This window comes from Natronospirillum sp. (genome assembly GCF_022565775.1).
Classification (GTDB): domain Bacteria; phylum Pseudomonadota; class Gammaproteobacteria; order Pseudomonadales; family Natronospirillaceae; genus Natronospirillum.
Genome location: NZ_JAIUMC010000106.1, coordinates 1 through 10,141, shown reverse-complemented (window position 1 = coordinate 10,141; position 10,141 = coordinate 1). Strand labels below are relative to the sequence as shown.

Genomic DNA, 10,141 nt, shown 5'->3' with positions numbered 1-10,141 from the left:
CTCGACCATAGCGTACCGGCTCGATATGGGTATCAGGGGCGGGATAGAACGAAGAGGTGATGGCCACTCCCCGGGTAAAGTCAGGCCTCTCTCCTGCAGCGGTGTTGCGAAAGGTCCGCGCGCCTATGATGGCTTCCGAGTTGGTGCGCGTCAGTTCCCCCAACCGATCGGATAAAGCGGGCAATTCACCATCGGCCTTCATGGTATGCAGCAGTTTCTGGGTACCCAGCGTACCGGCGGCCAATATCACATCGGCAGCACGATAGGTCGTTTTACCGACCCCCAGTGCACCGAGGTTGCCGGTACGGCGTACATCCACCGCCAACCCTCCATCGGGCAGCAAGCGAATGCGATCTACACTGGCGCGATCCCTGATCTTCGCTCCAGCCTGCTCAGCCAGCCACAGATAGTTCTTCAGCAAGGTATTCTTGGCCCCATGACGACAGCCCGTCATGCACTCTCCGCATTCGATACAACCGGTTCGGGCCGGCCCTTTGCCGCCGAAGTAGGGATCGGGACTCGACTTGCCGGGCTGCCCGAACCAGACTCCAACCGGAGTGGTACGAAAAGTATGTTCCACACCCATCTCTCTGGCCACCGAGCGCAGGACGTCATCGGCCGGTGTCAGAGTAGGATTGTCGACCACCCCGAGCATCCGCTTTGCCTGATCGTAATGCGGCGCAAGCTCCTCTTGCCAATCGGTAATGTGCTGCCATTGCTGGTCATCATAAAAAGCCTGTGGCGGCTCATAGAGGGTGTTCCCGTAGACCAGTGACCCACCACCAACACCCGCTCCAGAGAGCACAAGGGCATTGCGCAGCAAAGTGATGCGCTGAATGCCGAAACACCCCAACCAGGGCAGCCAGAGAAATGACTTCAGTTGCCAGGACGTCTTTGGCAACGTCGACTCGTCGTAGCGTTTGCCCGCTTCGAGAACCAGCACCCGATAGCCTTTTTCCGTGAGGCGCAGAGCAGCCACGCTGCCACCAAACCCACTACCCACAACGATCACATCGTAGTCATTCGATTCAGAGCGGGCACTCTCGGTCATGGTATTGCTCGAGCTTGAGGCTGATCGCATACAGTAACGGAAATCCGGCTGCAACGACAGCAGGTCCAGGTGCCTGTCTGTAGTGCTCAAAGCATCACTATGTTCGCCAGCACACAGACGCCTGCTGCCTATAGGTACATCTTGAACGCTGGTCTCAGCAGTGTTCAGCTCATGGTACCGAACAGGAAACAATCCATTAGAATCAAAGCGTTCGAACTGTCTTCACGCTCTCACCATGCGCTGCGTTACGACCGGGATACCGAGTTACTTCGTTCGGCACTGTTCAGTACCGAACAAATGACCCGCCATGCCGTGACACTGGCACAGCAGCATCAAATCGGTACCGCTCCGGGACCAGACCAACTGTTACCCAGACTGGACGACAACGCACGTGTTCTGCAGGCGGCCTACGATGTCGTCACCAGCACGGCCGCCTCAGGCCAGCAAATCATCGCCGCTGAATCCTGGTTGCTCGACAACTATTACATGATCGAGCAGCAGATCACTCTGGTTCGACGACATCTGCCGCGTGGCTTCAGCCGCCAGCTACCCCGTTTGAGTAATGGTCTGTCCACCGGTCTGCCGCGCATCTATGACCTGGCGCTGCAGTTGATTTCGCACATGGATGGTCGCGTTGACAAGGACAACACCACCCGATTTATTGCCTCCTATCAAACCGTCGAGCCTCTTAAACTGGGAGAATTGTGGGCATTTCCAAACATGCTGCAGTTGGCCCTGCTGGAAAATCTGCGCCGCGTCGGGCTGCATATAGCGCAGCGCCGCCAAGAGAAAGACTCTGCCATTCACTGGGCGGACCGGATGATCGCCATGGCGGAGAGCGATCCCAGGCAGGTGATCCAATTGCTGGCAGAGTTCGCCCATGCCGATGTACCCCTGACTGCCCCTTTCATCGAAGAGTTCTTTGACCGGCTGAAGGCACAGGGTCCTGCCATGGCTTTTGTGCAGACCTGGGTAGAACAGCAATTGGCAGACCAGGGCGTGACCGCGGCTCGGCTATCAGAAGCGGACAGTCGACTAGCGGCCGAAAATCAGCTTTCAATCGCCAACAGTATCGGCAGCCTGCGCTTTATCGACGGCATGGACTGGGCACTTTGCGTCGAGTCACTCAGTCTCGTCGAAAAGGTTTTGCGTAACGACCCCTACTGCGAAGCCGTTATCGGCGCCAGGCCAGACCAACGCAAACCAGCCGAGCCTGATGATCAGTTGCCGCCCCATGAAGACCCGGCATCATTGGGAGACCAGCGCCAACCGGAAGGGTATGGACAGCAGGACTTTGCCACCCGGGACCGTTACCGCCACATCGTGGAAGACATCTCCCGACGCTCGGATTGCAGCGAGTGGACGGTGGCGCTGAAGGCCATTGCGCTGGCAAAACTCGGAGCCACGCAAATGGGCAACCATGATCGCCGCGCCCACGTCGGATACTATTTGATGGATCACGGCCGTCCGATGCTGGAGCAGGATGTCGGCTTTCGGCCATCCCTGACGTCTCGATTGTCTCGTCTGGGCCAACAATTGAGTCTGCCGCTTTATCTTGCACCCATCGGCCTGTTCACTGCCCTGTTCGCCATGCTGGTCGTTTGGGCCCTGTGGGAGGTCGACCCGACAGGCTTCAACCAGAGCGGACTCATGAACGGTGACTGGCGGCTCTGGCTGCTGATCATTCCACTTCTGGTTGTGGTTTCAAAGCTGGCCATCTCGCTTACCAACCGCGTTGTTACGCTTACCTTGCCACCGCGCGCATTGCCGCGACTCGATTTCCAGTCTACCGGTATTCCAGAGCAACATCGCACCATGGTGGTGGTCCCCTCCCTGCTGGGTAAACCAGAGGATGTTGATGATCTGCTGGAGGCCATGGAGATCCGCTATCTGGGCAATCGTGACAGCAACCTGTTTTTTGCACTGCTCACCGACTTTCCCGACGCCGATGAACAGGCACTGGCGGAAGATGAGGCTATTCTCGCCGCAATGCATGCCGGCCTGGCTGCGCTCAACAGGACCTACCACGCAGACCGGCCCTGCATATTCTTCTGGCTGCATCGTCCACGTCTCTGGAACCCCATAGAAAGGATCTGGATGGGCTACGAACGCAAGCGCGGCAAACTGGCCCAGTTCAATGCCCGACTCAGAAAAGATGATGACACTGCCTTTTCAGAGACCGCAGGCGATCAGCGTCTGCTGCGCACCATTCAGTACGTGATCACCCTGGATACCGATACTCAGTTACCCCGCGACACCGCCTGTGCGCTGATTGGCAATCTGGCCCACCCGCTCAACCGACCCGTGTACGACCCGCATCGGGGCCGTATCGTGGAGGGACATGCCGTCCTTCAACCCGGGGTCGCGATCAGTCTGCTCAGTGCCGGGCGAAGCCGTTTCAGCAAGTTGCACACCGGTGACTCCGGAATCGACCCCTATACTCGGGAAGTGTCCGACGTTTATCAGGATGTTTTCGGCGAAGGCTCCTTCGTCGGCAAAGGAATCTACGACGTCAATGCTTTTCGTCAGGCGATCGACGAGCGGTTCCCTGAAAATCTGATACTGAGCCACGATCTGCTCGAGGGCGGCTACGCCAGATCCGCCCTGGTAACCGACGTATTGCTGGTCGAAGATCATCCGTCCACCATGCCCATCGACACCAGCCGGCGCCATCGCTGGATCCGGGGTGATTGGCAATTACTCGGCTGGCTGCTGCCCCGGGTGCAGGGGGCAGACAAAAAGGAGCGCGTCAAAAATCCGCTTTCGGCGCTGTCGCGCTGGAAGCTGCTGGACAATCTGAGACGCAGCCTGATAGCGCCATCCTTGCTCGCACTTCTGGTCGGCGGCTGGCTTTCCGGCCTCGGCGAAACCTGGTTCTGGACACTGATTGCGGTAACCGCACTGATACTGCCTCCGATCATGGGCCGGCTGATAGAGCTGCTGCGAAAGTCGCCCGAGCGTGAATGGTTGACGCATATCAGGTCGGTTGTCGGTTCAAGCGACACTCCCCTGATCATGGCGCTGCTAGAACTGGCCTTTTTGCCCTATGATGCGGTGATAAATCTGAGTGCCATACTGCGTTCCAGCGGACGCCGATTGTTTACGCGACGGGGACTCCTGTTGTGGCAACTGCCAGATTACAAGCGCCGCAATGCGCAGCACACCATCTTCGGCTTCTATCAGGAAATGTGGTTTGCGCCGGCGCTTGCTCTCGGGTTGAGTGCCTCACTTGCAGTCATGTCCCCTGCGACAACCTGGTATCCTGTGGCCCCTCTGCTGCTGCTCTGGTTGATCTCGCCTCTCATCGCCTGGTGGATCAGTCAGCCGCTGCTGGCCCCCACTGCAGGACTGGGCAAGGACCAACAGGCGTTTTTGCGCCTTTCCGCCCGGCGTACCTGGCGCTACTTCGCTGACTTTGTCGGCCCTGAAGACAACTGGCTTCCACCTGACAATATTCAGGAGCACCCTTTCAGGACTATCGCCTCCAGAACATCACCCACCAACATGGGCCTGTCTCTGCTGGCCGATCTGGCGGCCTGCGATTTCGGTTATATTACTGTCGCGGAGTGCCTTGAGCGCCTCGACAAGACTCTGGCTTCGATGGACAAGCTGGAACGGTATCGCGGCCATTTCTACAACTGGTATGACACTCGTACCCTGCAGATACTGCCTCCGCACTATATCTCGTCAGTAGACAGTGGCAATCTCGCTGGCAGCCTCCTGACACTGCAGGCAGGACTGCTCGAAATGAAAGCACAGCCGGTATTTTCTCCGACGGCCTTCGAGGGGCTGCAAGACACACTTCAGGTGTTCGTCAAACTGCTGCCTTCCGGATTGAATGCTGCCCTAGCCGATAACATTCGCACTCTTCAGGACAATATCCGATACCAGGCCCATTGCGATGTCCCCTGGACTCTGGAGTCCGCGCTGGCGGCAATCGATCACATCTATCACCTTCGCCGCGGGCTTTTTGACGCCCTGGCCTCATTTGGCAGCCGCGCGGACCAGCAAACCGATGAGCGACAATACTGGGCGCAGGCATTCGATCATCAATTGAGGACTCTGCACGAAGAGCTCAAGACACTGCATGAAGAGCCAGCCACGTGCCTGCCTGAAATGAGAGCCCGCCAGGCACTGCCCCTTCGGATGGAACTGAAATGCTCGGAAGGACTGAGGCAATGCAATCTGATCGATCAACTGGTACTCAAGTGCCGCGACCTGGCAACAATGAATTTCGACTTTCTCTATGACTCTGCACGCAGTCTGCTTGCCATTGGCTACGATGTGGGTGAACGGCGGCGCGACCCGGCGCACTATGACCTTCTTGCGTCGGAAGCACGTCTGGCCAGTTTTCTGCTGATTGCCCAGGGGCAGGTTCCACAGAAACACTGGTTTTCACTCGGTCGCCTGCTGACCAGCCGCGGTGGCAATGTGAGTCTGATTTCATGGAGCGGCTCCATGTTCGAATATCTGATGCCGCAATTGATCATGCCAAGCTTTGCAGACACCCTTTTGCAGCAAAGCTGCAAGGCAGCGGTTGAACGTCAGATTGAATATGGTCGTCAGCGTCAGGTCCCCTGGGGCATCTCCGAGTCCTGCTACAACGCCACCGACCTGCACCAGGTCTATCAATACCGGGCCTTTGGTGTACCTGGCCTCGGGTTCAAGCGCGGACTCGGCGATGACCTGGTCATTGCCCCCTATGCCAGTGCGCTGGCGTTGATGGTGAAACCAGGGGAGGCCTGCCGAAATCTGCAGTCCATGGCCGAGCAGGGCTTTCTCGGAGCATATGGTTTTTATGAAGCCATTGATTACACGCCGTCTCGGGTCGTGCGTAATGAAGCTCGGGCGATAGTGAAGAGCTTCATGGTTCACCATCAGGGCATGAGCTTTTTGGCCTTTGCACAGGTACTGCTTGATCAGCCCATGCAACGCCGCTTCATGTCTGACCCACAGGCGAGGGCAACGGAACTGCTGCTGCAGGAACGGGTGCCGAAGCGCGGCGCAACACTGCATCCCCATGCGGCGGAAGTCAGTGCAACGGCCCGCCCGCCCAATGCCGATGATGCGGACATCATGCGCGTGCTGGCCAATCCAAATACCCCAGCGCCTGAAGTACATTTGTTGTCAAACGGTCGCTACCACGTGATGGCCACGCACACGGGTGGCAGCACGAGTCGTTGGCGCGACCTGACGCTGACGCGATGGCGTGAAGATACAACTGCCGACAATTGGGGTACTTTTGTCTACCTGCGCGATAGCGACAGCGGAAAATACTGGTCTGCCACGTATCAGCCTACCCTGCGTCAGGCCGATCACTACGAAGCCATTTTCGTACAGGCGCGCGCTGAGTACCGGAGACGTGACAAGGCCATCGAAACTCATACCGAGTTGAGTGTTTCTCCGGAAGACGATGTCGAGATCCGTCGCATTACGCTGACCAACCAGTCTTCGCGACGCCGTCGCATCGAAGTGACCAGCTACGCGGAGGTGGTACTGGCCAACCTCAATGCCGACCTGGCACATCGGGCTTTCAGCAACCTGTTTGTGCAGACCGAAATTCTACCAGACCGTGGCGCCATCCTCTGCACCCGGCGTGCGCGCACGCCGGGCGAACAGGTGCCGTGGATGTTTCACCTGCTTGCTGCACCGGAAGCCGAGGCGGGTGCAACCACCTATGAAACAGATCGTTCCGCGTTTGTCGGTCGCGGCCGCACCGCAGCCAATCCAATCGCACTGGCGCGTACCCGCGACCGGTCTGCCGTTGAGCCCTCCTACGCCAACAACGCTCTGTCGAATACTCAGGGTTCGGTGCTTGACCCGATTGTTGCCATCCGCCGCACGCTGACTCTCGACCCGGACGAAACTTCCGGGGTGCAAATTATCACCGGTATCGCCGACACTCGCGATGCTGCACTGAGTCTCATCGAAAAATACTGCGATCGTCACTTCGTGGAACGTGCCTTCGAAATGGCTGGCCTCAAGAGCCAGGATGTACTGCGCCACCTGAATGCCAGCGAAGCGGAGGCCCAGCTATACGGGCGCCTCGCCAGTGCCCTGATCTATAGCCACGCCCAGCGCCGTGCTTCACCCGAGCGTATTGCACGCAATTCACTGGGCCAGTCCAGTCTATGGCGATTCGGCATCTCGGGTGATCTGGCCATCATCTTGCTGCATATCGGTGATGTCAGTCGTATAGCCCTGGTCAGCCAGATACTGAAGGCTCATACCTATTGGCGCATGAAGGGGCTTAATGCTGACCTCGTGATAGTAAACGAAGACTTCTCCGGCTATCGGGCTGACCTGCATCAGCAAATCATGGGCCTGATCAGCGCCGGACCGGGCGCACAACTGATCGACAAGCCGGGGGGCGTTTTCCTGCGTCGCGCCGAGGAACTGACCAAGGAGGAATGGGTTCTGCTGCAAGCCGTTGCCCGCATAGTTCTCAGTGACTCAGGGAAGTCGCTGGCGGAGCAAGTGGAACGACGCGTCACGCCAGAGCGCTACCCGGATTGGCTGGAACCCGAATTCCCAAGGCTGGATGAGCCTGCTGAGTCACTGCCCTCCAGAAATCTTGTTTTCAACAACGGCCGTGGCGGATTCACACCTGATGGGCGGGAATACGTCGTCCTGCTGGAGCCCGGCCAGACCACACCTGCGCCCTGGGTCAACGTTATAGCCAGCCCTCAGATCGGCACCGTGGTCAGTGAGAGTGGCAGCGCCTACACCTGGGCGGAGAACGCCCATGAATTCCGACTGACTTCCTGGCACAACGATCCACTCTCGGACCAGAGTGGCGAAGCCATCTACCTGCGCGACGAGGAAACCGGCGCTTACTGGTCACCCACACCCCTGCCGACCCGAGGGCGCACAGGCTATGTCTGTCGGCATGGCTTTGGTTACAGCGTGTTCGAGCATCAAGAAGCGGGCATCCGGTCGGAACTGAGTACTTATGTCGCTATGGATGCACCAGTGAAATTCGTGGTGCTAAAACTGCACAACCCTTCCGCAACTACCCGCCAGCTTTCAGCGACCGGCTTTTGGGAGCTTGTCATGGGCGAGTGGCGTCACAGCACCGCCATGCATATTGTCACTGAAGCGGACGCTCATACCGGTGCGCTGTTTGCCCGAAATCCTTACGGTCGGGAATGCGCAGATCGGATCGTGTTTGCCCATGTCAACGACCGGGACCGCACCGTCAGTGGCAGCCGTGCCGAATTTATCGGCCGCAATGGCGCCTTGGCCAAACCCGCCGCAATGCGCCGCACGTGTCTGTCGGGCATCACCGGCGCCGGCCTCGACCCATGCGCAGCGCTGCAGACCATGGTTGAGCTTCCTCCCGGAGAGACGCGCGAGATCGTATTTACTTTCGGTGCTGCCGCCAATGCCGACGAAGCTCGACATTTGATCCAGCAATACAGCGGCACGGCGAGTGCACACCAGGCACTGGAAGCAGTCTGGGAATACTGGAAGCATACTCTTGGTGCGGTAAACGTCGAAACACCCAACACCGCACTCAATATACTGGCGAATGGCTGGCTGGTTTACCAGACCATCTCCTGCCGGCTATGGGCACGCAGCGGCAATTACCAGTCTGGCGGCGCCTTCGGCTTTCGTGACCAGTTACAGGATACCCTCGCTCTCATTCATGCCACACCCTGGCTCGCCAGAGAACAGCTGCTGCGCTGCGCAGGGCGACAGTTCAGCGAAGGCGATGTGCAACACTGGTGGCATCCGCCCAATGGACAGGGCGTGCGCACCCGCTTCTCCGACGACTACCTGTGGCTACCTTATGCAGCCTGCCGCTATGTATTGACCACCGGAGATCTCGGGGTTCTTGATGAGCAAGTCCACTTCCTGGAGGGTCGGGCATTGTATGCAGGAGAAGAAGCCAACTATGACCAGCCAAGTCAATCAGCGGAAACGGCGAGTATTTATGAGCACTGTGTGCGGGCCATCCGTTATGGACTGCGCTTTGGCGCCCATCATTTGCCCCTGATGGGCTGTGGCGACTGGAACGACGGCATGAACCTGGTCGGTAAAGACGGCAAGGGCGAGAGTGTCTGGCTGGCCTGGTTCCTGTATGACAACCTGACCTCCTTTGCCGAACTGGCACAGCAACGAGGAGACGGGGACTTTGCAGCGACCTGCCGTAGCCAGGCTGCAGGCTTGATCACGCACATAGAGGATCAGTCCTGGGATGGCGCCTGGTACAAGCGCGCCTGGTTCGACGACGGGACTCCACTGGGATCCGCCAGCAACGACGAATGCCAGATTGACTCCATCAGCCAAAGCTGGTCAATCCTTTCTGGCGGCGGCGAACCCGGCCGCGCACGCCAGGCCATGCAGTCCGTAAACCAACGCCTGGTGCGCCGCGACCATAAGATCATACAACTGCTGGACCCGCCCTTTGATACCTCAAGTCTGGAGCCCGGCTACATCAAGGGGTACATACCTGGTGTCAGGGAAAACGGCGGTCAATATACCCATGCCGCCGTTTGGGCCACTATGGCTTTTGCCCGGATTGGCGATACTGAGCGAGCCTGGGAGCTGTTCGACATGCTGCACCCGATTGCCCATGGCGACACCCCAAAGGCCATCGCGCGGTACAAGGTAGAACCCTACGTCATGTGTGCCGACATCTACGGTGTTGCGCCACACGCCGGACGTGGCGGCTGGACCTGGTATACCGGTGCGGCCGGATGGATGTATCAACTCACAGTGGAGACCCTGCTAGGACTGCAGCGGGAAGGTGACTTCCTGCGCCTTGTACCCTGCATTCCCGCCGACTGGGGAATCTACAAGATACACTACCGCTATCGCGATACCGTATATCACATAACAGTCACCCAATCGGTAAAAGACGTTGCAGAGAGTCACGATGGCACAATCCAGCCCGTCACCCGTGTGCAGGTAGACAACAACGAGTGCCTGGATCAGCGCATTCCGCTGGTCAACGACCACCAGGATCATTTTGTGGACGTACAGCTTGGCGAGATGTGTACGCAGTAGGAAGACGCTTGCGCGCCTCTTCGCCCGAGCGCGGCCAAGGCCGGCGCCTACAGGGTGGCTCAATTGTAGGCCGTGGGC

The 10,141-nt window shown here is 58.4% G+C and carries 2 protein-coding genes; one reads left to right on the top strand and one right to left on the bottom strand.

The features are described from left to right. Window positions 1-1,051, bottom strand: a 1,051-nt coding sequence (locus LAT62_RS14515) for a GMC family oxidoreductase (protein ID WP_293385498.1), incomplete at its 3' end; no start/stop codon positions are given. A 171-nt stretch (window positions 1,052-1,222) separates the two neighbouring features. On the opposite strand from LAT62_RS14515, the gene LAT62_RS14510 reads away from it, so the two are divergent. Then, a complete protein-coding gene (locus LAT62_RS14510; RefSeq protein WP_293385495.1) occupies window positions 1,223-10,063 on the top strand; it encodes a glucoamylase family protein in 8,841 nt (2,946 codons plus the stop codon). Window positions 10,064-10,141: the final 78 nt, after the last annotated feature.